Source organism: Acidovorax sp. 22279 (genome assembly GCF_052045435.1).
In the GTDB taxonomy this organism is placed as follows: Bacteria; Pseudomonadota; Gammaproteobacteria; order Burkholderiales; family Burkholderiaceae_C; genus Acidovorax; species Acidovorax delafieldii.
The window spans coordinates 53,533-79,289 of the sequence record NZ_JBQEOV010000006.1 but is presented as its reverse complement, the minus strand read 5'-3'; the positions used below and the strand labels follow the sequence as shown (position 1 = coordinate 79,289).

The following is a 25,757-nucleotide window of genomic DNA, read 5'->3' as shown; positions in this document are numbered from 1 at the left end:
CGATGCAGCCCCCGAACACATCCCCATCCACCGAAGAAGCCGTCACGCGCGTTGTCGCATTCTTTGAAAACCTCTCGCCTGCCGACATAGCGGCCATTGGCCATTTCTACGCACCACAGGCGCGCTTCAAGGACCCCTTCAACGAGGTGCAGGGCGTGCCTGCCATCCAGGCCATTTTTGCCCACATGTTCGAGGCGCTGGAGCAGCCGCGTTTTGTGGTCACCGGCCGGGTGGTGCAGGGCACGCAGTGCTTCTTGACCTGGGACTTTTTGTTTGCGTTCAAGGACTTTCACAAGGGCGTGACGCAGACGGTGCGTGGTGCCTCGCACCTGGTGCTGGACGAACAGGGTCTGGTGACGCTGCACCGCGACTACTGGGATGCGGCCGAAGAGCTGTACGAAAAGCTGCCCGTGGTGGGCGCACTGATGCGCTGGCTCAAAAAGCGCGCCAACAGCTAGGGATCCGCTGCACGCATCGAGCGGTAAGTGGGCGCTGTGGATCGGAATGGTCTGCTAGGCGCAAAACGCAGCACTAGCTGTCGCTATTGCGAGGTGTTGCAACACCGCAGGCTGCCCGAGACCGCAGATGCACACGGCGCGGCGATTCGTGCAGCGGGTCCCCGGGGCCTGTTCACCCTCTTCACCCCACTGCCCGGATGCGCGAATGCCCGGGCAAGGGCACTGCGCGTTGCAACACGCCTTCGGCCAGCCACAGCGCACTGTTCCACGCCCGTTGCGCCACATAGGGCAGAGGCAGCTGCTGGTAGTCGTCGTTGAAGACCTCAAAGCTGTAATCGCCCTGGTAGCCCATGCCGTCCAGCGTGCGTACCAGTTCGGCCAGCGCCTTGCTGTGCACGCCTTCGCCAGGGAACACGCGAAAGTGCCGTGCGGTCTCGATGCGCTCTTGCACTGTGCGCGTTTCCTGCCACATGAAGTCGGACAGCTGCACGAGGTAGATCTTGGCGGGGTCCACGTCCTCCAGCGCCGCGAGCGGCGTGCTGGTGGCGAACTGGTGGTACGAATCAATGGCCAGCCCGAGGTTGGGGCAATCGGCCTGTTCCACGGCGGCCCAGGCCTGGTGCACCTCGTTGATGTGGCGGCCCCAGGAGAGGCCCTCAAACGCCACGCGGATGCCATGGGGCAGCGCCAGCAGGGCCAGCTTGCGCAGGTCGCGCGCAATCGCATCGGCGTCAGACGTGGCGTGCGAAGACGTGGAGCTGCATGCCAGCAGCACGGGCGCGCCCAGGTCACGCGCCATCAGGATCATCTGCTTGGCGATGTCCACCTTGTAGCTGTGCAGGTGGCCGGACAGACCCTCGAAGTCGCGCAGCACCTGGAAGCCCGTCACCCGCAGGCCGCTGCTGCGCACGGCATGCACGGCGGCCTCGATGCCCTCGGGGTGGCCCACGATGTCGCGTGCGGCCAGCATGATCTGGCCAAATCCGGCGGCCTTGACGGCGGCAAGCTTGGCCTCCAGCGGGCCCGCCAGGCTGATGGTGTCCATGCCAAAGTCGGCGACGTTGCGTTGCATGGTGGATGTGCGCATGGGGCAGTCTCCAGGCTCAGCGTGCGTCCAGCACCAGTTCGAAGCTGGGAGCGCCGGCATCTGCGCGGGTGAGGGCGCCGCGCGTGCCCGTGTGCACGCCGGTGGGGGACTCGACGAAGTCCACACCGCGCTCGCGCAGCGCTTGCACCGTGGCCAGCACGTCGGGCGCGCCAAAGGCCACGCGTTGCAGCAACTCTTCGGGGTCGGCTTCCAGCGCATCGACCAACGGTTCGATGAGCTGCCAGTGCAGCGTGCCACAGGGGCTGGCCAGGATGCGGCCGTGGGTGAGCACGCCAAACGACTGGTCCGGTGCCAGCTCGGCGAAGCCAAACAGTTCCCTGTAGAAGTGGATCCAGTCCTCCGCACGGCCCAGGCCGATGTACTGCACCACGCCAAACAGGTGCAGGCCCTGCAGCGCAGGCGGGCGCTGGTTGACGGTGGGGATGGGCACAAAGTCCACGTCGTAGATGGAGAACTCCTTCCAGCGGTCGACAAAGTAGATGCGGCTGGCACCCACTCCGTGGATGGCGGGGATGTTCAGCTCCATCACCTCGACCTCGGTGTGCACGGCCCAGGCGCCCAGTTCCAGCACCCGGCGGTAGGCCGCGGCCGCATTGCCCACGCGAAAAGCAATGGCGGCGAGCACCGGCGCTTCAGTGAGCGCGGGCGGGGCGTGCACGCCGGTGAGCTCGTTGTCATGGTGGGCGTTGACGATGATGTTCATGTCGCCCTGGCGGTACAGCAGCACCTCGCGCGAGCGGTGGCGCGCCACGGGCTGAAAGCCCATGCGCTCCAGCGCCTGGCCCAGGGCCTGCGGACGGCTGGTGGCGTATTCGATGAACTCCACGCCCTGCAGGCCCAGGGGGTTGGGCAGTTCGCCCAGAGTTTCGCGGGCGGCCATCATCGGGGTGCTCATGGTGTCGGCTCCTTGGGGGTTGCGGCGGGCAGTGGCATCAGCGCGTGCTGACCAGGCGGCGGAAATGCGCATCCATGCGCGCCGCATCGGGCGCCTCGCCGGTGAACAGTTCGAACGCGCCCACGGCCTGGCCCACAGCCATGCCACCGCCGTCGGATACCCGGCAGCCCAGCGCGCGTGCGGCCTGTACCAGGGCGGTGTCGAGCGGGAAATACACCACTTCGGACACCCACATCGGGGGCCGCAGCAGGGCCACATCGAGTGGCAGGCCGGGCAGTTTGTCCATGCCCGTGGGCGTGGCGTGGATCAGGCCTGTGGCCTGCGCCATGGCCGATTGGATGTCGGAGGCTTCGGCCCGGACGCCGTACAGCGCATTCACGTCGGCTGCCAGTTGAGCCGCACGCTCGGGCTGCGCATCGACGATGCTCAGGTGCTCGGCGCCCAGCCGCAGCACGGCGTGTGCAATCGCAGCGCCGGCACCGCCCGCGCCGAGCAGCACCACGCGGCTCAGGTCGGCGCCAGGCAGTGCGCGGGTAAAGCCCCAGGCCCAGCCCGATCCGTCGGTGTTGTGGCCCACGAGTTTTCCGCCCTGGATGACCACGGTGTTCACGGCGCCCATGGCGCGCGCTTCTTCAGACAGGCTGTCGAGGTGCGGAATCACCGCCTGCTTGCAGGGGTAGGTCACGTTGCAGCCCGCGTAGCCCATGATGCGCGCCGCCGACAACAGCGTGGGCAGATGCTCCGCCGAGGAAGCAGAGCGGTCCAGGTCGATGAGCTGGTAGTGCAGGCGCATGCCGTGATGGCGCGCTTCTTCTTCGTGCAGCGCGGGCGACAGCGATTTCTGGATGCCGGCACCGATCAGTCCGATCAGCACCTTGCGGGGGCTTGTGGATGGCATGGCGGACGTGGGTGTGGTGACCGGGGGATCAAGCAGCTGGATGCTCATGGGGCGGGCGGGATACGGGGTGAATGCACGGCCGGGCGTGGCGGGGCCACTGGCAGCCGTGCAGGGAGGGCAGCGTGGGGCTTACTTGCCGCCGCGCAGCTTGGCCAGCGTGGCGTAGACCTCTTTCACCGTCTCTGCGCCCACTTTTTCGCTGTGCTTTTCGACCACGGGTTTCACCTTGGCGCGCAGCTTGTCCAGCTCGGCAGGCGAGAACTCGGACACCTGCATGCCGGCCTTCTTGAGGTCTTCCAGCGCCACATTGGCCTGCACGCGCGACACACCGCGCTGGAAGGTGGTGGCCTCGGCCATGGCGTCGGTCAGCGCCTTTTGGTCAGCAGGGTTCAGGCTGTCCCAGAACTTCTTGCTCACGATCACGGCCTGGGGGTTGTACATGTGGCGCGTCACGGTCAGGTACTTCTGCACCTCCGCAAACTTGGACGACAGGATGGTGGAAAACGGGTTCTCCTGGCCGTCCACGGCCTTCTGCTCCATGGCCGTGTACAGCTCGGGGAAGGGCATGGGCACGGCATTGGCGCCCAGCGCGTTGAACATGTCGATGTAGATGGGCGACTGGATCACGCGGATCTTGAGGCCTGCAATGTCTTCAGCCTTGGTGATGGGGCGCTTGCTGTTGGTGAGGTTGCGAAAGCCCAGCTCCCAATAACCCAGGCCCACCAAGTTCTTGGCCTGCAGCTTGTCGAGCAGCTTCTTGCCGAAGGGGCCGTCCGTCACGGCGTCAGCCTCTTGGGGCGTAGCGAACAGGAAGGGGAAGTCGTAGATGCCGAATTCCTTGGCCTGGGCCGACAGAATGCCCGCGTTGAGCACCGTCATCTCCACCGTGCCACCTTGCAGCGCCGACACGGTCTGCAGGTCGCCGCCCAGCGTGCCGCCGGGGAAGAGCTTGACGGCAATGCGGCCGTTGGTCTTGGCCGCCACCAGGTCGGCAAACTTTTGCGCGCCCTGGGCCTGCGGGTGGTCCTTCTGGTTCTGGAAGGCGAACTTGATGGTGCGCTCCTGCGCGTGCGCAGCGGGCAGCAGCGATGCGGCGACGAGGGCCGTGGCGAGCAGGGTCTTGAGCAGCTTCATGGGATGGTCTCCTTGGTTTTTGGGCAGGCAGAAACGGTAGGCGCGGGAGGGAAGGTCAGCCCCCCAGCAGGCGCAAGGGCACGAGAACAATGGATGGGAACAGCACCAGCAGGAACATGACGATGAACTGCGCCAACATGAACGGCATGACGCCCCGGGTGACCTGCGACATGGAAATGCGGCCCACCCCGGCCACCACGTTGAGCACGGTGCCCACGGGCGGCGTGATGAGGCCAATGGCGTTGTTGATGATGAACAGCACGCCGAAGTACACCGGGTCAATGCCCGCCGCCTTGACCACCGGCATCAGCACGGGCGTGAGGATGAGGATGGTCGGCGTCATATCCATCGCGGTGCCCACCACCATGACCAGCACCATGATCGCGATCAGCAACAACGTCTGGTTGCCCATGAAGGGCTCCAGCATGCCGATGACAGCAGACGGGAGGTCGGCCACGGTGATGAGCCAGGCCGACACCATGGCTGCAGCGACCAGAAACATCACCACGGCGCTGGTGCGTGCGGAGGTCTGAAAGATCTCCACCAGCTGACGCAGGGTCAGCTCACGGTACACGACCATCGCGACAAACAACGAGTAGACGGCGGCCACCACAGCGGCCTCGGTGGGTGTGAACACCCCCATGCGCAGACCCACCAGGATGATGATGGGCAGGCCCAGGGCCCAGACGGCTTCGCGCAACGCCAGCAGCAGCTCGGCGCGCGTTGCGCGCTTCGGCGGCGCCACGTTCTCGCGCCGCACCAGCCACCACCACGTCACAGCCAACGAGAGCCCCAGCAGCACACCGGGAACAATTCCCGCCAGGAACAGCTTGCTGATGGACACGTTGGCGGCTACGCCAAAGATCACAAAGCCGATCGAGGGCGGTATCACTGGCGCGATGATCCCGGCGGAGGCAATCAAGCCCGCCGAACGCTCCTTGTTGTGCCCCGCAGCCACCATCATGGGCAGCAGCAGCGACGCCAAGGCCGCCGCGTCCGCCACGGCCGAGCCCGACACTGCCGCCAGGATCACGGCCGCCATGATGGCCACGTAGCCCAGGCCACCGGGGACATGGCCTACCACGGTGAGCGCCAGCTTCACGATGCGCTTGGACAGCCCGCCCACATTCATGATCTCGCCCGCCAGCATGAAGAACGGCACGGCCAGCAGCGGGAAGCTGTCCGCGCCGTTGATCACGTTCTGTGCCAGGATCTGCGCGTCGAACAGGTCCAGATGCCACATCAGCGCCACACCGCAGATCAGCAGCGCGTAAGCGATGGGGACACCGATCGCCATGGCAAGCAGCAGGGAGCCCAGGAAGATGGTGACGGTCATGGTGCGCGTTCCAGTGCAAAAGAGGGATCAGCGGCGTGTGCCCGCCGAGGGAGGGGTGGCTCTGGCGTCTTCCGTGCGGTGTTGCAGTGCCGCGAGTTCTTCACTTTCCTGCACCATGACCAGCTCATGCTCGCCCATTGGCACAAAGAGCGTGCGCAGCAGATCGCGGACCAGAATGGCAATGGCTGATGCGCCCATGAGCACACCGCTGGCGTAGAAGATGCCCACGGACGCCCCGGTCACCGGCGCTTCGGTGTCGGCATTGATCAGCATCTGGGCCCAGCTGCCTTTGAGCAGCAGCCAGGAGACATACAGCATCGAGATCTGTGCGAGAACCAGGCAGACCTTCTTGCCCACAGCGGGCAGGCGGGACACCAAGACATCGGTGCCCAGGTGCCCATGCTCTCGCAAAGCCACCACGGCCCCCATGAAGGTCAGCCACACAAACAGCCATCGCGACAGCTCTTCGGACACCGTGATGCCCGAGTTCACCGTGTAGCGCAGCACCACGTTGCCAAACACCAGCACCACCATGATGGCCAGACACAGGCCGGAAAGCATGTCGAGTGCGCGGGTGTATCGCCAGAGCCAGCGGTCGGCCAGTGCAAGCATGGTGTCTCCAGTCGTTATCAGTTGTGGATTTGATTTTGTACGAACTGGTTAGTATTTGATCTAGGTGCAAACCCTGCTCGCGAACAGCGGTAGGGCAGCACCGGGTGGCGCGGGGTGGGACCGCGACGGGTGGGTCAACCACGCCCGGCGAAGAGCGTCCTCCAGCTCATGGCCCTGAAGAACAGCGGGGTGCCATGCGCGAGGCGCGCCGGGGGGATTCGATTCAGGGCCGCAGAAAGCGCACGATCATTTCAATGATCGATTCACGGCGCTGCGCCGTGGCGGCAGGTGTATCCAACGAGCGCTTGAAGATCGCGCCAAAGGTGTGGCGGTTGGCCACGTTGAAAAAGCACAGCGCCGAGATCGACATGTGCAGATCGACAGGGTCCACATCCGGACGAAAAACCCCCGCTGCCACGCCGCGCTGGTACACATCGCGCACGGCATGGATGACTGGGATGTTTAGTTCCTGGATGGTGGTGGACTGGGTGATGTACTCGCCCCGATGCATATTCTCGTTCATCACCAGGCGGATGAAGTCGGGATTGGCGAGCTGGTAGTCCACCGTGAAACCGACCAGGGTGCGCAGGGCCTGCTCGGGCGCCAGGTCTTCGAGGTGCAGCTCGGACTCAATGCGCCGGATGCGGCGGTAGGCGTCTTCCAGCACCGCCACATACAGACCTTCCTTGCTACCAAAGTAGTAGTAGATCATGCGCTTGCTGGTGCTGGTCAGTGCCGCGATCTCGTCGATGCGGGCCCCGGCCAGGCCCTTGTCGGCAAACTCTGCCGTGGCCACCTGCAGGATGTTGGCCATGGTGCGGTCTGGGTCGTTCACGCGCACCCGGTCGGCGCCCGGCGTGGCAGCGGCCTCGCGCGCGGCGCGCTGGCGGGTCGCCCTGGCACCAGCGGTGGGGGGTGGGTTTTGAACCATTTCGTTCATACGCCCGGGAGCATACGGCAAGCAGAAGACCGGACTGCACAAAGACCCGCGGCACTCTGCGGGAGGACGGGCTTGCCGGAGCCTTTCAGCAGCCGAGCGACGGGGTCAGGCGGGCTTGGTGTCCGCGAAACTCGGGCGCTGCATCAGCTTGTCGAGCAGCTTGCCCAGGTTGGGGTACTCGCTGCGCCAGGCGATCTCGGGAAAGCGGAACTCCAGCCAACCCAGAGCGCAACCCACGGCGATGTCCGACAGGCTCAGGTGGATGCCGCTGCAATAGGGCTTGTCGCCCAGGCCCTGGCTCATGGACTTGAGGCCATCGTTCACCTTGAGCAGTTGACGGTCGATCCAGGCCTGGCTGCGTTCGCTGTCCTTGCGGTGAACCCAGGTGGCTTCCAGGCGGGCCAGGATGCCGGCATCCATCACGCCGTCGGCCAGGGCCTCCCAGGTTTTGACTTCAGCGCGCTCGCGGCCCTGGGAAGGGATGAGCTTGCCCACGGGCGACAGGGTGTCGAGATATTCGACGATGACGCGCGAATCAAACACGGCCTCGCCGCCTTCCATCACCAGACAGGGCACCTTGCCCAGGGGGTTAGATGCGGAGATATGGGTGTCGTCTGCCCAGACGTTTTCTTGCACGAACTGGTAGTCGAGCTTTTTCTCAGCCATCACGATACGTACCTTGCGCACGTAGGGGCTGGCGGTGGCTCCGATCAATTTCATGGTGTGTCTTCCAGTGCGCGGGGAATGCTGAACAATTCGGGTTTGATTCTATCGACAGCGACCCGGCATGAGGCCGACTGATGCGCCGCCCCCACAAACCCCGCCGACCCGCCCCGCCTACAATCGTGCGCCATGAGCCTGTCCACCATCACCGCCCTGTCGCCGCTTGACGGCCGTTACGCCCCCAAACTTGCCGCCCTTCGCCCGATCATGAGCGAGCACGGCTACATGCACCGCCGCGTGCAAGTGGAAGTGGCGTGGTTCATTGCCTTGTCGGATGCAGGGTTTGCAGAGTTCAAGCCCCTCACCACCGGAGCGCGCGCTTACTTGCTGGGCCTGGTCAAGAACTTCTCCGAGGCCGATGCTGCAGCCATCAAGGAGATCGAGAAGACCACCAACCACGACGTGAAGGCGGTCGAATACTGGATCAAGAGCAAGTTCGAGGCACGCCCCGAGCTGGAAAAAGCCTCCGAGTTCGTGCACTTTGCCTGCACCAGCGAAGACATCAACAACACCAGCCACGCCCTGCAGCTGCGCTCGGGTCGCGACCAGGTGGTGCTGCCAGGGCTGGACCGCATCGTGCTCAAGCTGCGCGAAATGGCACACGCCTTTGCCGAAGTGCCCATGCTCAGCCGCACCCACGGCCAGACGGCAAGCCCCACCACCGTGGGCAAGGAAATGGCCAACGTGGTGATGCGCCTGCAAACCGCCTGCGACCGCATCGCCAGCGTCAAAATCATGGGCAAGATGAACGGTGCAGTGGGCAACTACAACGCCCACCTGTCTGCCTGGCCCGACTTTGACTGGGAAGCCTTCAGCAAGAAGGTCATCGAGACACCCGAGCCTCTGGGCCTGGGCCTGACTTTCCAGCCGTACAGCATCCAGATCGAGCCCCATGACTACATGGCCGAGCTGTTCGATGCCGTCGCCCGTGCCAACACCATCCTGATCGACCTCTCGCGCGACATCTGGGGTTACGTGAGCCTGGGCTACTTCAAGCAGCGCCTCAAGGCGGGCGAAATCGGCTCGTCCACCATGCCGCACAAAGTCAACCCCATCGACTTCGAGAACGCCGAAGGCAACCTGGGCCTGGCCAACGCGCTGCTCAAGCACCTGTCCGAAAAGCTGCCCATCAGCCGCTGGCAGCGTGACCTGACCGACAGCACCGTGCTGCGCAACATGGGCGTGGCCCTGGGCTACGCCACGCTGGCCTATGCCTCATTGCTCACGGGCCTGAACAAGCTCGAAATCAACGAAGAAGCCCTGGCCGAAGACCTGGGCGCGTCCTGGGAAGTGCTGGCTGAACCCATCCAGACGGTGATGCGCCGCTTTGGAGTGCAGGGCGCCTACGAAAAGCTCAAGGAAGTGACCCGGGGCAAGACCGTGACAGCCGAAGCGCTGCACGGGTTGATCCAGTCGCTGGAGATTCCTCAGGCCGAAAAGGACCGACTGCTGGCGATGACGCCCGGCAGCTATGTGGGCAAGGCGGCCGAGCTGGCGCGTCGCGTATAAAAATGATAGCTGCCTGCGCTGATAGCACGCGCTTTTGAAACCTCTAGAGCTGCCAAAGCAAGTAAATACTTGCGCTGGCAGCTCTTGTTTTTGATACACCCCATGGCCATCAAATCCACCATTTTCAAGGCGAACCTGCAAATCGCCGACATCGACCACGGCTACTACGCCGACCATGCGCTCACCCTGGCACGCCACCCCAGCGAAACCGACGAGCGCATGATGGTGCGGCTGGCAGCCCTGGCCATTCAGGCGCACCAGCTCAATGACCTGTGCAATGGCGACGCCACACTCGCGTTCGGCTCAGGGCTGTCGGACCCGGATGACCCAGATGCATCGCTGACGGACTTTACCGGCCGCAAACGCGTGTGGATCGAAGTAGGACAGCCGGAAGACAAGCCCCTGACGAAAGCCTGCAGCAAGGCTGACTCGGTGATCGTGTACTGCTTCAACCACGCGGCCGAGATCTGGTGGAAGGGAATTGAAACCAAGCTTTCGCGGCTGGACAAGCTGCAGGTCTGGCGCATTCCGACCGAGGCGTCGCAAGCGCTGGCGCAGCTGGCCGAGCGCAGCATGCAGCTGCAGGCCACAGTGCAGGAAGGATCCATCACCCTCAGCAGCACACAAGGCAGCGTGCATGTGGAGCCTGTACGCTGGAAGTGAGGGCGTTTTTGGGCAAAGTTCCTGGTAGCGATAGAGGAATATGCCTTACTAGCTATCAAATATATAGCAAACCACCCAATACCGTCAGTCGCGCGGCATGAACGCTCCGCAATTCCAGCACTGTTCAAAACCGCCTTCTACCCACTCGCCACAGAGACAGGCCCAGTGGCGCTGCGGCAGGTTGTGTAACTCTTGCAGCAAGGCTTGTGCACGCGCAGCGTGCTCTTCGTGGTCCAGCCAGATCTCGGGCAGGCACTGATCGGGTGGCAGGTGTCCGGCGGCAGCGCCCAGGTACTGGCGCTGCACAGAGGCCGTCATGCCCGCTTCGCACAGCAGATCCGCCCACAGGGTGGCGATGGCGATGTTCGGAGCTTGGGTCAGGCGCAGCATGGCGCCACCTTAGCGGTTTGCCGGGCGGGCGTACAGCCCATCGCCCATCAACCTACCCCGCCGTTGGCGCCCCTGGCGCGGTCACGCCCTCTGCGGCGCGCTCGGCATATCGGTTGAAACGCCAGGCCGAGTGCTCCAGCGTGATACGGCGCCACACCCCCCGCTTTTCCGCCGGAGTGTACGAGGGCCAGAATTGCACCTCGTCGAAAGTGCGCCCGCAGCCCTTGCACAGGTCATCGCCTTGGCTGGTGGAGCAAATGGCGATGCAAGGTGTGTCGGGCGTCGTGTCGTACCAGGCCTGCCATGCCGCCATGGCTGCGGAAGGCAGGCTGTCCTCGTCGATCTCTGTGGTGTGCCCGTAGACCATCAGCGCATAGACCTCCCCCAGGGCCTGGACCTCAGGCGCCAGACCCAACCCATCGGGTGATGCGGGCGCACGGTGCCGCCAGTGATTGATGGCAGCTTCGATGTCGGTGATGTGGATGGCAGCCATGAAAGGGGGGCAAGGGACGCGCAAGCGCAGGGGCACAAGAGGGGCTGGATGATAGCGGCCCGCCACAAGGGATGCTGGCAGTGGTGGTATCCGCCGTATTTCCCCGAGCGAGGTAGCACGCCCAGCCCCACCCCGGCGTGTACGCAGTAACCACAACACCCCGGCCCTTGCGCTGCCTCGCCGGTAATGTTCCAATCGCGGTCTCGAAGGGGAGTAGCTCCCGCCTTGCCAGCCAGCCCACCGCCATCCGGACTTGAGCGGCACAAGGCATCGGATTTGTCGTCAATACGAAGCTTTGCTTCCGGCAATCCGGGTTCACGCATAACCAGCTTGTGTAGAACTGAGCAAGACCTTTGATGGGCCCACCGTGGGCTGATCAAGGCCGTTCCTTCGCTTGCCATGTCTCCCCTGTCTGGGGCAAGCCTTCCTTGACCAGGTCACCGTAAGCCCCCTATCCCTGCGGGGGACTCGGCGCTACAGTGGCGCCAGGATCCTCGTTTCGCGCCACTGACATTGAGGAATTTATGGACTTTTTGGCTTCGCCCGAATTCTGGCTCGCACTCGGCCAGATCATCATCATCGACATCCTGCTGGGGGGTGACAACGCCGTGGTCATTGCCCTGGCCTGCCGCAAACTGCCCCCTGCACAACGCACCAAAGGCATCATCTGGGGCACTGCGGGCGCCATCGTGCTGCGCGTGATCCTGATCGCCTTTGCGATGACCTTGCTGGCGTTGCCCTTCCTCAAGTTCGTGGGTGCGCTGCTTCTGGTGTGGATCGGTGTGAAGCTGCTGGCTCCCGATGAAGAGGGCCATGGCGACGTGCAAGGCAGCGACAAGCTGCTGGCTGCCATCAAGACCATCATTGTGGCCGACCTGGTCATGAGCGTGGACAACGTGATCGCTATTGCCGGTGCGGCCCAGAACGCAGGCGACCATTCGTTCCTGCTGGTGGTGCTGGGTCTGCTGATCTCTATCCCGATCATCGTCTGGGGGAGTCAGCTGGTCATCAAGCTCATGGAGCGGTTTCCCCTCATCATCACGCTGGGTGGCATGCTGCTGGGCTGGATTGCCGGCGGCATGCTGGTCACCGACCCAGCCCTCGCCAACCCTGACAAGTGGCAGTGGATGCTCAAGATGCCCGTCGATAGCGTGAGCGGCGAAGTCACCGATGTCGTGAAGTACGGGGCCAGTGTGGCCGGTGCGCTGCTGGTTTTGCTGGCTGGCAAGATCATCCTGGCTCGCCGTGCCAGTGCCGGCTCGGCACCGGCTGGGCACTGACCGCTTCACGCGGATTGCATTGCATCTGAGGCGGCGCAGGGGGCCATACCGCTCCCCTGTGGTCAGCATCACACCTGGAGGTGGGTATGGACAGAGTCATCGTGTATGTGGACGACGCAGCGTACGCACAGCAAGTGCTGGCACCCCTGTGTGGGCGCCCAGCCAGCGCACACACCCATTGGGTGCTGGTAGCGTGTGCGCCACGCATGACCCACCGTGTCAGCAAATGGGTGAGCCACAGCACCCGCGAGAACTGGCGTACCAAGTGGGCGGACAAGCTGTTCGCACAAATTGTTCCGACACTTCATACCCCCTCGGGGGCTGTAACCACCGTGGTGGCCAAGGGCCCGTTGGCCGAGCTCACGGCTCAACTTCAGGCAGATGCCGGCGGTATGGTGACCGCACCCGTGGTGGACGCGCGCCGACCCAAGTCCGAGCCTGTGCAGCCCACTGGCCGCGTGGACGGGCGCTGGTCGTCACTGTCGGGCACGCTAGGCAGCGTGCTCACCGGCTTTGGTGTGTTGTGGGTGCTGGCGCTCGAATAGGCCGGTAGGTGTGTGTGGCCAGGCAAGCCACATCCAATGATTGCAGCACAGCAGGCCAGTGCTATTCTCCGGCCATGCGACTTCTTCTGAAATGGCTGCTCAGCGCTGCATCGCTGCTGTTTGTGGCTTACATCTACAGCGGTGTGGAGGTGAAAAGCTTCACCTCGGCGCTGATCGCGGCCTTCGTGATCGGCCTGTTCAATGTGGTGTTGCGACCGGTGCTGGTCGTACTCACCTTACCCGTCACCATCGTTACGGTCGGGCTGTTTCTCTTCGTCATCAACGCACTCATGTTCTGGGCAGCGGCCAGCGTGCTGGACGGCTTCCACGTCGCCGGTTTTGGGGCTGCGCTGCTGGGTTCGCTGATCTACTCGGTGCTGGGCCTGGTCATCGAATCAGCGCTCGGCGGCTTGTTCGCGAAGAAGTGACTCCATCGCACGCAGACGCGTGTCGATGATGGAGGCCTCAATATGATCCACCGCCGCACCGCCTCGGCGAGCCATATCCTGGCCGGCCTTGAACCGGTCTACAGCGGCGGCATAGTCATAGCGTGCAGCCTGCGCTTCTGCCTCGGCACGAATCGCCCTGAGCGCCTGGCCTTGTGCTTGCCAGGTGGACGCCAGTAGTTGCCATACAGTCGCATCCTTGGGGTGGGTTGCCACCCAGGTTTGCAAGGCTTGCGTGGCGTCAGAAGGTCGGTTGGCGCGCAGCAGGGCTTGGGTACGCAACACAAGTTCTGGCCTGCGTGCGTTGTTGCCATCTGGAATGGACGGCAGGGCCGCAGATGCATCGCCAGCTGCCAATTCGGTCTCTGCCACCAACAGGCGTGCCAGGCGATGCGCAGCGGCGTCCTGTCGCACCAAGTCGTCCAGTTGGCGCGCGATCAGACGCGCATTTGCCGCATCACGCAACTGGCTGCTTGCCAACGCCGCCGCATACAGCGCGCCGGCCCGTCGCGGCAGTGGCTGCGACTGAAACCCAGAGCCCTTGGGCTCCGCGATCCACTGGCGCAAGGTATCCACTCCGGGGTTAGACAGCACACGCGCCCGCGCAGCCACCATGGCATGTTCGCTGGAAGCCAGCATTGCGGCGCCCGGTGCAGATGTTGCACCCGGAGGGATGCGCGACTGCATGTCTGCCATACGCTCCGTGGTCAGCGGGTGGCTGCGCAAGTAAGGCCACGACCCATTGTCATTGAGTCGATTGGCTTGCTGCAGTTTTTCAAACATGCTCACAAACCCTTGGGGCGCAAAACCCGCGGGGGCCATCAGCCCGTAGCCAATGCGGTCCGCCTCACGCTCCATGTCCCGCGAGAAATTGAGCTGATTCTGAATGGCCAAGGCTTGGCCTCCCACGACCAGGGCCTGCGTGGCGCCTGGGTTTTTGCTGGCTGCCAGAGCGCCTAACACCATCGCCCCCAGCAGTAACGGCGTCTGCTTGCTCTGCTGCGTGATCAGCCGCGAGATGTGACGTTGGGTCACATGACTCAGTTCGTGCGCCAGCACGGAGGCCAGTTCATCACGTGTCGCCACCACACCGATTAGTCCCAGATGCACCCCTAGGTACCCACCGGGCAGGGCAAAAGCATTCACCGTGCGATCGCGTCCCAGCAGGATCTCCCAAGCAAAGCGTTCGTCCAGTTCGGCACTGAGTTCTCCCCGAGCCTTGGCTGCTGCCAAGAGCGGTTGCCATATCCCCTTCACATAGTCGATCACGACTGGGTCATCAACGTAGTCTGGGTCGCGGTACAACTCGCGGATGATGCGATCGCCCAAGCGGCGCTCGGCGCTAGTGGTGAGGTCGCTGGTGTCGCCGAGGGTGGGGAGGATAGTTTGGGCTGCAGCCGGCAATGCAACAGCCATACCAATGGCTATCAATAATGCAGCTATCCAAGCAATCCCGTTATGGCCTTGGCAAATATTTTGCACGATATGCTGATGCAGGCGTGGGTCTTCGATCGAAGGCTTTGCAGGGGGGCATTTGCGGATCCACATGCACGTATGATGCCCTGCCCCCCAAATGTTTCCCACCTATTCACTTGGTTACGACCCCATGTCCGCACTCACCCACTTTGATGCCCAAGGCCAAGCCCACATGGTTGACGTGGCTGCCAAAGCGGCTACACATCGCATCGCCATCGCCAGCGGCCGCATCGAAATGCAACCCGCCACGCTGGCAATCATCGAAGCTGGCAACGCCAAAAAGGGTGACGTGCTCGGCATTGCCCGCATCGCTGGCATCATGGCCGCCAAGAAAACCAGCGACCTGATCCCGCTGTGCCACCCGCTGGCGTTAACCCGAGTTGCTATTGAGTTCGAAGCATCCAGCGTCCACAAATTGGGTACTACAGGTATATCTTGTACCGCAGCCGTGGAAACTGTCGGGCCCACAGGCGTGGAGATGGAAGCGCTTATCGCTGTGCAGGTCGCTCTGCTTACCATCTACGACATGTGCAAGGCGGTAGATCGGAGCATGTCCATCCATGATGTGCATGTTGTGGAGAAACATGGAGGCAAGTCGGGGAGTTTTGTGGCCAAGGCAGCGGAAGGCTGAGATAGTCAGGACACAAATCGGCCGCCAGCTCCCCTGGCGGCCACGCATCGCCCCTCGTACCGAGGACACCTACCACTGGATGACTGCCGAGCGGCCCCGATAGCTTGTTCCGTCGTTTCCAGTGGTGCCTATTTTTCTATCGGCCACGTCACCTGCGCCATGGCAGGGTAGACGGCGGCTTGCTCCTGCCATTGATGCTGAAGGTTGCGAACGATTCGCGCGTCCAAACGATTCATCCGAGTTATCACCACGATCCAGTACTCGGCACGCTCCGGCTGGCCGGCCAGCGCATACATGGTGGCCAGTTTGTACTTGGCCATCAGGCTGGGCAGCAGCATGGCCGTCCGGCGCGCACGATCCAGGTCCTGCTCCGTATGGGAACGCGCAGGATCGACGCGTACGAGCCAAACCATGTCTTGCAGCTGCGTGAGCGCCACCACCTCGGGTGCTGTCTGCGGCGCCGGTCGGGCCAGCCGCTGGTGCTCAAAGCGCAAGGAGAAGAAATCATCTTCGACGCGCAGGTAGTCATAGGTGGTAATGGTCAGGGCTCCAGCCGAGAGCGCCAACGCGATCACGGCGGGCCAACCGCGGGTGGTCCACAGCGGACGGAAGGCCAGCCTCACATTCAGTGCTCCCAGCATCAGGCCCAGTGGCAACAGGAAGTAGGCGTAGTGCAGCGGAAACTCCAGCAGCGCGTGCACCACCAAGGCGGCAACAAAAAGCAACATCCATAGCTGCTCCATTCTTTCGACACGGCGCGTTGCGCTAACCGCCCACAGCACTAGCAGCGTACAGATGGTCAATCCGAGTGGCAGACCCAGTTCAACCAACAGGTCGAACACCAGGTTATGGGTATGGCGCAGCGTGCCGCCGGTTACCATTTGATAAGGGTCGGGTGTAAACTGCGCTAGGCTGGCCTGCATCCACCCATAACCCCACCAAGGCTGGCGTAGCACGGCTTCCCAAGCCTTGGCCCAGTACTCGAGCCGTAAATGCAGCGTCGAGGCGCCTCGCAGTTCCTGCAACTCGTTGGCCCGCCCCAACCACAGGTTGACATGCGGCAGTGCCACCACGCAAAGTGCGAAAATCACGGCCCAGGCGAAGGCAGCTACCAGCAAGCGGCGCGGGATGGCCAGCCGCTGCCGCCACACCAGCAGCGCGCCCAAAACCACCAGTACGATAGCCCAACCTGTACGCGAATCTGTCAGCGCCAGCCCCACCGCCAGCAGTACAGCCCAGCCCCAGGCCACCCAACCCGGCAGGCGCCCGCGGCCATTAAGCCAGGCGCAGGCCAGCACTCCCAAGCACAGCAGGCTGGATAGCTGGTTGGGCTGACCCAGATTGGCATGAAAGCGGGAGGGCGGCGGCGGAATGAATAGCCAGAAAAACTGCCCTGGATCGAGGCGCAACCACTGCTGCACCTGAATCAGCTGCGAGCCCGATGCTCCAACCAGCACTGCGATGAACAGGAAATCGGCGCATTGCCCCGGCTGCCATCGCTCCCACGCAGTGCCCACAAGCAGCGCCAGCATCAAACCCAAAAGGTACAGGGAACTAATCCACGCGACACCGAAAGACTCCACCAAGCCGACGGCGTACTGCATCCACACAATGGCAACGCTGCCTAACGCCAGTATCGGCAGCGTGTGCCACGTCATGCGAGTCAGCTGCCGACTGCGCCAAAACACCGCGGCCCCCACACACCAAAGCACAAGCGCGGCCCAGGCATCGGAGTAAAAATCCACCCAGGGCTCGTGGTGGTTGGGCAGCAGCCAACTCAGCGCAAACACGAAGGCGGCCAGCACTGTCCAGCGGGCGGGGCGAGGTGACGAATCGGAGGTCATTGGCACGGTGCGTAGAGCAATCAAACGAAAAGGGGGCCGAAGCCCCCTTTTGCGAATCATAAGTTATACCGATTCGAGACCGCTATCAGCGGCAAGAACCTGGCGAGTACTTGAGTGCAGCACCATTGCCCTTGCAAACCCATTCGTACACTTGGGTGCCCTGGCCGCCAGTGGTGGCAGTACCCAAAGCGTAAGCTGCACCTGCACTGTCCTTCTTTGGTGTCAGCGTAATGTAATCGCTAGCAGCGACAAAAGCAGTGGCTTGACCCAGATTGCTGGCATGCGGCACAACAGTGATTGTTCCAGTCACTGCATCGGCTGCAATCGATGCCACCATCTTGGTGGGGTTGGTCGCATCGCAACCGAAGGCATTGGTACCCGACAACGTCGACGTGGGGTTCATGCTCTGGATGGTTTCGCTGATGGTAGTGCGGCACTGAGAAGCAGCAAGAACCACTTCAGACATGCGCGCCTTGACCGTGTAGTCCTTGTAGGCAGGCAACGCGACAGCAGCCAAGATGCCGATGATCGCAACCACGATCATCAATTCGATCAGGGTGAAACCCTTTTGAATAGAACGCTTCATGAAAAACTCCTAGGAAAAGTTGCAAATGCACAATGACTATGCAATTGCTGTGCCTGCTTATTGAAACGGAGGACGACTACACCCAGTCGACATAAATCCAAATAGCAAGTAGGCCCCCCGCCAGCAAACTGACAAGCCTTCAGGAGTCGCCCAATATTTAGTGAACGCCCCGAAAAGACCTCAATCAAGTATGAGTTGACGAATTTACTTAACGCTGCCGTCCATCGACATTGCCTTTTACTCGAAGATCGGTCTCAATTACTCTTGAAATTACATTTTTGTCACCCAGTATTGTCATGCCCAGGGGCACTTTCGCTAGACATCCATCGTCTGCCCCGCACTCAACCAACGAATGTCATGCGAGCTGTAAAGTGTGTTTGCTGTGCAGTCGAGCCGTTTGATCTCGTCCATGATGAGTGAGGTCTCGGACGGCTTGGTGTGTGTGATGTAGATGGGGTAACGGTCAGCTACGGGGATGTGTTCCAGCTCCTGCGCCAAGGCCTCCGGAGAGAGATGCAAGCTACGGCGCGCTAGGTCACGCTCACGATTACTGAAAGCCGTCTCGATCACCAAGCAAGCCACCGCCAATGTGTTGACGCGATTCCAGAACGACGGATTGCGCTCGGTATCCCCGCTAAACACCCACCAGCCGGTATCGCCTTGCACGGCAAAGCCTACAGCTGGGACAGTATGGTGTGCTGGTAGCACTTCGACCTGAACACCTGCGATGCTCAGTAAATCACCAGATGCAAAAGCTCGATACTGCAGAAACGGGGATGCGGTAGACGGTATGGCGCTGAAATCTGGCCAGATAACGTTGTTGAATACATGCGCCTGAAGCGCCCCAATGGTGGCAGCCAACGCGTGTACCTGCACCGGGCCAGTGCGCAGCGATGACACGGCGTCGAGCATCAGGGGCAGCGAGGCGATGTGATCCAGGTGAGAATGGGTCAGCAGCACATGGTCAATCTTGGCCATCTCTTCCAGCGTGAGGTCGCCCACACCAGTTCCCGCATCGAGCAAGATGCTGTCACCGATCAAGAACGATGTCGTGCGACAGTCCTTGGCGATAGCGCCGGAGCACCCCAGCACACGAACCTTCATGTCAAGCCTTCTACTTGGTGTCGAAATTGGTGGCGCTATCCCAATCCGGGTTGAAAGGCAAATTACGCAGGCCTTCGACCCGTGCCGCGTACAACTCGTACAGGATGCTGTGGGGTCTAAGACCTCGCAACTGCCCCATCAGTTTGTCGCATTGTGCCCATTCTTGTGCTGCGTAGGCACGCAGAAAACCCTCCCACACAGCCAGTTCTTCAGCGAGATCGGTGGATAGCTGCCCCCTGGGTGCAAGGGGCTGGTAAATCGGCACGGCCTGCGCCTTGCCTTTGACGCGCACGCGGTCCATGGCCTGCCATACAAACTGAGGGGCGAGCTGCATGGCAGATTCGCTCACCACGATCGAAGTACCGTAGTGCTTGGACAGTCCCTCCAGGCGGGAGCCAAGGTTGACCGCATCGCCGATGACCGTATAGCTGCGCCGGATGTCAGAGCCCATGTCACCCACGCACATGACCCCGGTGTTGAGCCCAATGCCCACCCCGATCTCGGGCAAACCGCGCTGGCGATGATTGGCGTTGATTTGCCCAATGGCCTGCGACATCTCCAGGGCCGCAGTCACTGCCAGTTGGGCATGATCCGGCGTGGCCACTGGAGCCCCCCAAAAAGCCATGACACAGTCGCCCATGTATTTGTCGATGGTGCCGCGGTGGCTGCGGATGATATGGGTGAGCTTGCTAAATACTTCATTCAACAACCCTTGCAGCTGCAAAGGCTCCATCCGCTCGGACATGGCGGTAAAGCCGCGCATGTCGCAGAACATCACCGTCAGCTCCCGGTTGGTGGCCTGCATGCTGTAGTGCTCCGGCTGCTTGACCATTTCGGCCACCAGCTCTGGAGGCACATAGGCGCTGAACAGGGCTGCGAGTTCGCGCTTGGAGCGGCTCTCCACAAAGTAGCCATACGCCATGTTGAGGGCAAAGGCCAGCATAGCCATCACCACCGCAGTGGCGAGCGGCAACGCCAGCCCCTGCGCGATGTACATCCACAGATTGAGTCCTACCAGCGCACAAAGCACACCACCACTGAGCAAGACCGCAGACGACGCTGACAAGAGCGGCAAGGCGACTGCCAATAGCAAACCCGCGCACAGCAGCTGCAGCACGTCAAACCCAGCGGCATAGTCAGGCCGAACGATGCTCTTGCCATCCAGGAATGCCGACAACACGTTGGCATGGGTCTCCACGCCTGGGTACGTCCTGCCCACCGGCGTCACACGCAAATCCAGCAAACCAGGTGCTGTCGAACCTACCAGCACCAATTGGTCCTTGAGTTGACCAGCCGGCAGCAAGCCATCCAGAACGTCCGACGCCGAGATGTACCGAAAGGAACCACCCTTGGCATCGCCCGGCCCACGGTAGGGAATGAGCGTGGCCAACTGCTGGTCCACGGGGAGCGCCAGCGTGCGACCATCTTGGCGCAGCACGATGCTTTGGAGCACATCATGCGTCCCGGACGGCTTGGAATTCACAAAGCCCGGGTGAATCTCTGGCAGACCGATGGCGGTGCGGAACATGGCCAATGCCAGCGATTCGTAATACTGCCCCTGGTACTCTGCCAACAGGGGAAGGGAACGAACAACTCCGTCCTCGTCCGTGATCGAGTTGAAGAAGCCTGCAGCAGGTGCCGCCTGGGTCAGGGACTCAATGTTGCTGCTGTACCCACGCCACGTAGTCGCCCCCAGAGGCAAGCCCCGCAAGCGCTCCACGGGCAGGGCGGGTTCTGGCAACATGCCTTTCGTGATGCCGTCGCGGTCTTCGCCCGAAAGGTAGTAACCCAGCACCACTGGCTGCCCGTGCAGAGACTGCGCAAAAAGAGCGTCATGGTCCAGTGAGGGCGCCAGACGTTCCAGTTGCTCTTGGAAGGCCGGCTGGCTGCGTAAAGGGCCCTGCGCCAGTTGTTGCAGCGTAGAGAGGCCCGAACTTTCATCGGCCTCGGCAAACAGAACGTCAAACCCCACCACGGCCACTTGTTGGCGCTCAAACAGCTCATGCACCAACGCAGCCATCTTGTCCCTGCGCCAGGGCCATTGCCCCACACGCCCCAGGCTCTTCTCGTCGATATCGACGATGACGATCCGCTCGTCCAGCGTTCGTGGCATGGTCACCCGCAAGCGGGTGTCGTAGATGATGTTGTCCAGTCGCTCCAACACCTGCAGGTGGAGCACATCGGCCACGTGCAGCAACGCAAAAACCAGCGGTATCAGCGTGACTGCGATGCGTTGCCAGCGTCGGAGGAACAGCTGCGACAAGGACTGCAACATAGGTCCACGCGCAGGAATAGGAGTGTCCAGTCAGCAAGGGCCCGCAGCGATGATGCGAGCCTTTTGCAGAGTGTCAGCTTTGCTCGAACTGCATCTCGGTGCCCGCCAGCTCCAGGCGATCCCCGTGCTTCAGGGGAACCGGCGATGCACCAATGGCAGCGCCGTTGAGCAGCGGCATGTCCGGTCCTTCGACATGGGCCAAGACAAAACCCTGGTGCCGCTTGGTGATGGAAGCCACAGCCACACCCGGCTTTCCAATCGTGGTGACCACCTTCTGCAGCGACACTTCACGCCCCGCAGCAGCACCGGACATGACCCGAATCACGGCCGAAATCGGGGCTGGCGCGGGCGCGGCCGGAGCGGGCCTAGCAGCGGCGACCGCAGGCGGCACCATTCCGGGCTTGAAGATCATGGTCTTCTCAAAGTTCTGACCTTCGGCGTCCTGGAGGAACCGAATCTTGTACTTGCCCACTTCCACTGTATCGCCATTGCGCAACTCCTGGCGCTTGACGGCCTTGGCGTTCACATAAGTGCCGTTGGTGCTGCCCAGGTCTTCAATCTCCACATCCTGTCCCACCATGTGGAGCACGGCATGCTCACCGCTCACCGCAAGGTTGTCGATCACGATGTCGTTGTAGGGGCGCCGGCCCAGCGTGGTCCGCTCCTTGGTCAGCTGCACTTCCTTGATGACAACGCCGTCGATTGAAACGATCATTCTCGGCATGATCCACTCCTGATGTGATGAATTGTTGTAGTTCGGGCCGTTCAAGAGGCCCCTAGCAATCGGGACATGAGGCCACGCTTCTTGCCCCCAGCGGCAGCCTGCACCAGCAGCACGCTCACGTTATCACGACCGCCGTTGGCGTTGGCGGTGTCAACGAGCAGTGTCGCTTTTTCCTCCAAAGGCATGGGCGCCCGCACGAGCTCCGCCAGATCCGAATCGGACACCATGTCGGTGAGCCCATCGGAACAGAGTAAAAACAGATCATTCGGCGCCACCTGAAACTCGTTGACTTCCATCAGCACATTGGGCTCCACACCCAAGGCCCGAGTCACCAGATTGCGATTGGAAGACAAGGCCGCCTGCTGCGCCGTCAGCAGCCCCGCATCGACCTGTTCCTGCAACCAGGAATGGTCGCGCGTGATTTGCTGCAAAGCACCATCACGCAGACGGTAACAGCGCGAATCGCCAATATGCCCCAGGATCAGGCGGCTGCCGTGGAACACGGCAACCACCAACGTCGTACCCATGCCCGCGTACTGCGGATTGGAGAGAGATGCCCCCAGAATGGCGTGATTGGCGTTTTCCACGCAGATTTCCAGCGCCCGGCGCACGTCCGTGGACTGGGGACTCGCGCCGGCTTGGGCCAACCAGCGGGCCATTTCGGTACGGATGAAGGTGGTTGCCATGCCACTGGCCACTTCGCCCGCGTTGTAGCCGCCCATGCCATCGGCCAATATCGCGACCTGCGCATCGCGGTCAACGGCTACCGCGTCTTCGTTGTTGGAACGCACGCGGCCCTTGTCGGTCCGCGCAGTGAATTCGTAGGTCATGGATGTGGGGGCGTGCGTCATGGGGCGCCCGAAATCGGCGGGGCTGCCGCACCCCGCACAGCGGGGGGCTCCATCACGGTTTCCTGAAAATCCGCCATTTCTTGCCCTGTTGCATCGCGGTCCGCATCATAGACGACTGGTTCAGGGCTGAATCGGGCATCGCCGGCCATGGCCTGCCGCAGATCCGCCGCGAACTGCCGCCCGGTCTGATAACGCGTCTCTGGCCGCTTTTGCAACGACAGCGCCACCACCCTGGCCACTGCGGCTGAGAGTTCGGGGCGCAGCTGGCGCACATCGGGCGCCTCCACGCTCGCGATCTTGTGCATCAGCTCGGTCATGGACGCGCCCCGCAGCGGCAGCGTGCCTGTCAACAACTGGAAGAGGGTGATGCCCAGCGAATAAAGGTCGGAGCGCCCATCTACTTTCTTTCCCGCCAGTTGCTCCGGAGACATGAAGCTGGGTGTTCCCAGAACCAGCCCCGTACGGGTCTTGCTCGAATCCGTGATGCGGGCAATACCGAAGTCCGTCACTTTGACCGCGTCTGTCCCGCTGTCAAACATGATGTTGGCGGGCTTGATATCGCGGTGCACCACATTGTGGGCATGGGCATAGTCCAGCGCATCGGCCACCCTGGCTGCAATGGAGAGCACGGTGGGGACCGGCAGCAGCCGGTCCTGGCCACAGACATGGGTCAGGTCCTGACCCTTGAGGAACTCCATGGCGATATAGGCCAAGTCATGCTCCTCACCAGCATCAAAAATGGTGACGATGTTCGGATGCTGTAATCGGCCTGCAGTTTCGGCCTCTCGGAAAAACCGTGCGCGCGCATCGATCAGGGCGTCACCTTCGAACTCCTGCCCCAAGGCCAGAGTCTTGATGGCTACGACGCGGCCGATCTTCGGGTCGCGCCCCAGATACACCACTCCCATGGCGCCTTTGCCAATTTCGCGATCAATCTGGTAGCGCCCCAACATGGGCACGCCGACACTCGCATCGCCTGGCAGGCGGGGTGCTGCAGCGCCGGCACCCGGCAAAGAGTCTGTGGCGCCCTGCGGAGCTTGCGCGCCACCTTGTGCCTGAGCCTTGGCACGCTTGTAGCGGCTGCGGGCGTCCTTGTAGTGCCGGTCATGGCGCAGGATATGTTCGTAGACCGTCTGCGCCTTGCCGAAGTAGCGCTTGCGCTCGAAATCCTCCGCCAGATGGTAGAGATTGTCCAGAAGCGCGTCGCTGGCAGGTACCTTGCGCAGGCGCTCAAAGGCCATATCCAGTTGTCCCTGGCCCTGCAGGGCCAAGCCCATCATGCGGTCCGCCTCGGCGGCTTCTGCGGAACGTCCGGAGGCGTCACTCAGCCGGCCACGGTGCAAAAGCACCACCACGGTAGTACCAGCCAATACAGCTAGCACTGGCAGCAACAACGGAACCCACAACCCCCCATAGCGCAAAAGGGTCCATTGGGCGATGACAACAGTGAGCACGAGCGCCGCACCGACCCCCATCCCGACGGGGCGCGCCAAACGCGGCGCCAACAGCACCAGATACACCCCTCCCAGCGCCAACACCAGCCAAGCGACCGGACTAGCCCAGCCTGGCTCTAGCACGCCCAGCCCGAGGCGAATGGATGACAAGGTTTGCGCCAACACCTCCACCGGATAGGCAGCATGCTCCCCCAGCTGCGCCGCTGGGGCGCCCATCTTCTCCGTCATTTCGCCCACCAACACGATCTTGCCCTGCAAGCTACCAGCGGCGACGGTTCCATCGAGCACGCTGGCAGCCGACAGAATAGGGAAGGTGCCCGCTCCATCGCCAGCCACTTGCCAGCGGGGACGCAACACGGCGCCTGCATTGGTGGCAACGTTCAGCCCTCCGAGCCGCAGCCCCGCAGGAGCATCGACCACGCGGATATCACCCAACCCCAGATGCAGGCTGTGTTGCGCCGCCAGCAACGCCAAGGACGGCACCCCCACGCTGTCGTAGCGAAGAAGCAGTGGAACCTGGCGTACACGCCCATCCGGGTCAGCCTCTGCATACAAGTGCCCCACCCCAGCCGCCACCGCGCCCAACGACGGGATGGGGTGCTGCGCCGACTGCATCGGGGTTGCAGCAGCACCCGGGTCGGGCAACGTGCTGCGACGCACGTACGACGGCAGGGGCGCAGCAGCCCCGCCACTTTCATAACGCGAAGCCAGGAGCACGTTGCCCGCCCGCTGTATGGAGGCTGCCAGACGCGCATCGCCGTCGAGTACAGCTTCTGCCTCACCCACCACACGGCCGAGCTCGGCCGTCAGTGCGGTTCCCTCAGGCGCAGCGGCAAGGGTTTCGCGGATTTTTCTCAGGTAACCCAAGCCCCTGTCGTTCTGGGGCTGTGTGAGTGGGGGGGTGTAAACAACGGTTTGGGCACCAGCCGCTGACAGGCCATCAACCAGGCGCGCGTGGATGTCACGCGACCAGGGCCACGGCCCCAGAGCGGCCAAGCTGGCATCATCGATGGCGACAATCACCACGTCGGCCAACGGGGCAGGGGACGAGGTGCGGATGGCGGCGTCGTAGAGCTTGTGTTCGAGCGACAACGATGCGCCCGTGACCGCGCACAGGCCCGCTACGGCCAGTGCCACCAATCCGCCCCAAAAGCCATCGGTACGCCATCCATCCATCCGCCGCGCCGAGGTTTTTCGTCCCACTTGCTGTTATTCCACTCAGTATTGGGTGGATTTGAAGCAATAACTGCGCCCATGCAGTCCAAGGGCCTCAGGACCGTTGTTAAGAGGAGATTCGGAGCGAATGGGCAGCGGGGGTGGCGTTGCGTGTCGTTCTTGTCACGCAACCCCGGGATGGGACGCCAGCGCCATGCCATTTTTGT

At 62.5% G+C, this 25,757-nt stretch carries 25 protein-coding genes; 7 read left to right on the top strand and 18 right to left on the bottom strand.

Features of this window, described 5'->3' with window-relative positions; genetic code table 11:
• Nucleotides 1-2: 2 nt before the first annotated feature.
• Nucleotides 3-458: a nuclear transport factor 2 family protein gene (locus ACTJKQ_RS09765; protein WP_116748307.1), complete on the top strand. Its 456-nt coding sequence runs from the start codon at nucleotides 3-5 to the stop codon at nucleotides 456-458.
• 181 nt (nucleotides 459-639) lie between these two features.
• Here the strand turns inward: ACTJKQ_RS09765 and ACTJKQ_RS09760 are convergent, their stop codons facing one another.
• From ACTJKQ_RS09760 to ACTJKQ_RS09725, 8 genes are all read right to left on the bottom strand, one after another.
• A complete protein-coding gene (locus tag ACTJKQ_RS09760; protein ID WP_056742851.1) occupies nucleotides 640-1,545 on the bottom strand; it encodes a sugar phosphate isomerase/epimerase family protein in 906 nt (301 codons plus the stop codon).
• A gap of 16 nt (nucleotides 1,546-1,561) precedes the next feature.
• Nucleotides 1,562-2,461: a VOC family protein gene (locus tag ACTJKQ_RS09755; protein WP_440596708.1), complete on the bottom strand. Its 900-nt coding sequence runs from the start codon at nucleotides 2,459-2,461 to the stop codon at nucleotides 1,562-1,564.
• A gap of 37 nt (nucleotides 2,462-2,498) precedes the next feature.
• The gene (locus tag ACTJKQ_RS09750; protein ID WP_082564857.1) at nucleotides 2,499-3,407 is read right to left on the bottom strand and encodes a shikimate dehydrogenase; all 909 of its coding nucleotides are present in this window, start codon (nucleotides 3,405-3,407) and stop codon (nucleotides 2,499-2,501) included.
• Between the two features lie 81 nt (nucleotides 3,408-3,488).
• Nucleotides 3,489-4,493, bottom strand: coding sequence for a TRAP transporter substrate-binding protein (locus tag ACTJKQ_RS09745; protein ID WP_099731779.1), 1,005 nt, complete (start codon nucleotides 4,491-4,493; stop codon nucleotides 3,489-3,491).
• Between the two features lie 55 nt (nucleotides 4,494-4,548).
• Entirely contained in the window at nucleotides 4,549-5,829 is a 1,281-nt protein-coding gene (locus ACTJKQ_RS09740) for a TRAP transporter large permease (RefSeq protein ID WP_440596707.1), read from the bottom strand.
• 27 nt (nucleotides 5,830-5,856) lie between these two features.
• Nucleotides 5,857-6,441 carry a TRAP transporter small permease gene (locus ACTJKQ_RS09735; RefSeq protein ID WP_440596706.1) on the bottom strand — a complete coding sequence of 195 codons (585 nt, stop codon included), beginning with the start codon at nucleotides 6,439-6,441 and terminating at the stop codon, nucleotides 5,857-5,859.
• Between the two features lie 223 nt (nucleotides 6,442-6,664).
• Nucleotides 6,665-7,381: a TetR/AcrR family transcriptional regulator gene (locus tag ACTJKQ_RS09730; protein ID WP_440596705.1), complete on the bottom strand. Its 717-nt coding sequence runs from the start codon at nucleotides 7,379-7,381 to the stop codon at nucleotides 6,665-6,667.
• A gap of 105 nt (nucleotides 7,382-7,486) precedes the next feature.
• The gene (locus ACTJKQ_RS09725) at nucleotides 7,487-8,101 is read right to left on the bottom strand and encodes a glutathione S-transferase N-terminal domain-containing protein (RefSeq protein ID WP_056742845.1); all 615 of its coding nucleotides are present in this window, start codon (nucleotides 8,099-8,101) and stop codon (nucleotides 7,487-7,489) included.
• Between the two features lie 132 nt (nucleotides 8,102-8,233).
• Here ACTJKQ_RS09725 and purB point away from each other — a divergent pair, with 132 nt between their 5' ends.
• The gene (gene purB, locus ACTJKQ_RS09720; protein ID WP_440596704.1) at nucleotides 8,234-9,613 is read left to right on the top strand and encodes an adenylosuccinate lyase; all 1,380 of its coding nucleotides are present in this window, start codon (nucleotides 8,234-8,236) and stop codon (nucleotides 9,611-9,613) included.
• A gap of 102 nt (nucleotides 9,614-9,715) precedes the next feature.
• Entirely contained in the window at nucleotides 9,716-10,276 is a 561-nt protein-coding gene (locus ACTJKQ_RS09715; RefSeq protein ID WP_440596703.1) for a YaeQ family protein, read from the top strand.
• A gap of 84 nt (nucleotides 10,277-10,360) precedes the next feature.
• On the opposite strand, the gene ACTJKQ_RS09710 is transcribed toward ACTJKQ_RS09715, so the two are convergent.
• Together ACTJKQ_RS09710 and ACTJKQ_RS09705 are read right to left on the bottom strand one after the other, a co-directional pair.
• The gene (locus tag ACTJKQ_RS09710) at nucleotides 10,361-10,666 is read right to left on the bottom strand and encodes a putative signal transducing protein (protein ID WP_121941350.1); all 306 of its coding nucleotides are present in this window, start codon (nucleotides 10,664-10,666) and stop codon (nucleotides 10,361-10,363) included.
• A gap of 52 nt (nucleotides 10,667-10,718) precedes the next feature.
• On the bottom strand, nucleotides 10,719-11,159 hold the full coding sequence (locus ACTJKQ_RS09705) for a DUF3717 domain-containing protein (protein ID WP_099731773.1): 441 nt from the start codon (nucleotides 11,157-11,159) through the stop codon (nucleotides 10,719-10,721).
• 524 nt (nucleotides 11,160-11,683) lie between these two features.
• On the opposite strand from ACTJKQ_RS09705, the gene ACTJKQ_RS09700 reads away from it, so the two are divergent.
• The 3 genes from ACTJKQ_RS09700 (at nucleotide 11,684) to ACTJKQ_RS09690 (ending at nucleotide 13,412) form a co-directional block, all read left to right on the top strand.
• On the top strand, nucleotides 11,684-12,439 hold the full coding sequence (locus ACTJKQ_RS09700) for a TerC family protein (protein ID WP_056056589.1): 756 nt from the start codon (nucleotides 11,684-11,686) through the stop codon (nucleotides 12,437-12,439).
• 86 nt (nucleotides 12,440-12,525) lie between these two features.
• Complete coding sequence (locus tag ACTJKQ_RS09695) at nucleotides 12,526-12,984, top strand: hypothetical protein (RefSeq protein WP_056056591.1); 459 nt, start codon at nucleotides 12,526-12,528, stop codon at nucleotides 12,982-12,984.
• Between the two features lie 74 nt (nucleotides 12,985-13,058).
• Nucleotides 13,059-13,412: a phage holin family protein gene (locus tag ACTJKQ_RS09690; protein ID WP_056056593.1), complete on the top strand. Its 354-nt coding sequence runs from the start codon at nucleotides 13,059-13,061 to the stop codon at nucleotides 13,410-13,412.
• Here the strand turns inward: ACTJKQ_RS09690 and ACTJKQ_RS09685 are convergent.
• Nucleotides 13,380-14,846, bottom strand: coding sequence for a M48 family metalloprotease (locus ACTJKQ_RS09685; RefSeq protein ID WP_440596801.1), 1,467 nt, complete (start codon nucleotides 14,844-14,846; stop codon nucleotides 13,380-13,382). The genes ACTJKQ_RS09690 and ACTJKQ_RS09685 overlap by 33 nt on opposite strands.
• Nucleotides 14,847-15,036: 190 nt before the next feature.
• Here ACTJKQ_RS09685 and moaC point away from each other — a divergent pair, with 190 nt between their 5' ends.
• Nucleotides 15,037-15,537 carry a cyclic pyranopterin monophosphate synthase MoaC gene (gene moaC / locus ACTJKQ_RS09680; RefSeq protein ID WP_056057571.1) on the top strand — a complete coding sequence of 167 codons (501 nt, stop codon included), beginning with the start codon at nucleotides 15,037-15,039 and terminating at the stop codon, nucleotides 15,535-15,537.
• Between the two features lie 128 nt (nucleotides 15,538-15,665).
• Here the strand turns inward: moaC and ACTJKQ_RS09675 are convergent, their stop codons facing one another.
• The 7 genes from ACTJKQ_RS09675 to ACTJKQ_RS09645 form a co-directional block, all read right to left on the bottom strand.
• On the bottom strand, nucleotides 15,666-17,381 hold the full coding sequence (locus ACTJKQ_RS09675; RefSeq protein ID WP_440596702.1) for a Wzy polymerase domain-containing protein: 1,716 nt from the start codon (nucleotides 17,379-17,381) through the stop codon (nucleotides 15,666-15,668).
• A gap of 85 nt (nucleotides 17,382-17,466) precedes the next feature.
• Nucleotides 17,467-17,967, bottom strand: coding sequence for a pilin (locus ACTJKQ_RS09670; protein WP_056056598.1), 501 nt, complete (start codon nucleotides 17,965-17,967; stop codon nucleotides 17,467-17,469).
• Between the two features lie 315 nt (nucleotides 17,968-18,282).
• The gene (locus ACTJKQ_RS09665) at nucleotides 18,283-19,071 is read right to left on the bottom strand and encodes an MBL fold metallo-hydrolase (protein WP_440596701.1); all 789 of its coding nucleotides are present in this window, start codon (nucleotides 19,069-19,071) and stop codon (nucleotides 18,283-18,285) included.
• Between the two features lie 10 nt (nucleotides 19,072-19,081).
• Nucleotides 19,082-21,346 carry a CHASE2 domain-containing protein gene (locus ACTJKQ_RS09660; protein ID WP_056056602.1) on the bottom strand — a complete coding sequence of 755 codons (2,265 nt, stop codon included), beginning with the start codon at nucleotides 21,344-21,346 and terminating at the stop codon, nucleotides 19,082-19,084.
• Nucleotides 21,347-21,419: 73 nt separating this feature from the next.
• The gene (locus tag ACTJKQ_RS09655) at nucleotides 21,420-22,070 is read right to left on the bottom strand and encodes an FHA domain-containing protein (protein ID WP_056056604.1); all 651 of its coding nucleotides are present in this window, start codon (nucleotides 22,068-22,070) and stop codon (nucleotides 21,420-21,422) included.
• Between the two features lie 41 nt (nucleotides 22,071-22,111).
• Complete coding sequence (locus ACTJKQ_RS09650) at nucleotides 22,112-22,900, bottom strand: Stp1/IreP family PP2C-type Ser/Thr phosphatase (protein WP_288852315.1); 789 nt, start codon at nucleotides 22,898-22,900, stop codon at nucleotides 22,112-22,114.
• A gap of 17 nt (nucleotides 22,901-22,917) precedes the next feature.
• Nucleotides 22,918-25,551: a CHASE2 domain-containing serine/threonine-protein kinase gene (locus ACTJKQ_RS09645; protein WP_440596700.1), complete on the bottom strand. Its 2,634-nt coding sequence runs from the start codon at nucleotides 25,549-25,551 to the stop codon at nucleotides 22,918-22,920.
• Nucleotides 25,552-25,757: the final 206 nt, after the last annotated feature.